The organism is Rhizobium sp. PEPV16, from assembly GCF_008919455.1.
Lineage (GTDB): Bacteria > Pseudomonadota > Alphaproteobacteria > Rhizobiales > Rhizobiaceae > Rhizobium > Rhizobium leguminosarum_Q.
Window position 1 is genome coordinate 1 of record NZ_VSZV01000006.1, and the last position, 351, is coordinate 351.

Genomic DNA, 351 nt, shown 5'->3' on the forward strand with positions numbered 1-351 from the left:
CCACCTTCTCCAACACCACGGCAAGCGGCTGGCAGACGGTGAACTTCACAACGCCTGTCACCATCGCCGCCAATACCACCTATATCGCCTCCTACCACACCACCGGCGCTTACGTGGCGAGCAACAATTTCTATACGACCGCCGTCACCAGTGGTCCGCTGACGGCCCAGTCGAGCGCTGTCGCCGGCGGCAACGGCGTCTACCGCTATGGCGGATCCGCCACCGTAGGCATTTTCCCGAATGCCACCTTCAACGCTGCCAATTATTGGGCCGATGTGGTCTTCCGGCCGGCATCGACAACACCGAACACGACGCCGACGGCAGTTGCCGATGCGGGGAATGCGACCGAGA

The 351-nt window shown here is 62.1% G+C and carries 1 protein-coding gene; it reads left to right on the forward strand.

Annotated features, from left to right (window positions below):
- Positions 1 to 351 (forward strand): DUF4082 domain-containing protein (locus tag FY112_RS00035; protein ID WP_151517325.1); only part of this gene is annotated, 351 nt, incomplete at both ends.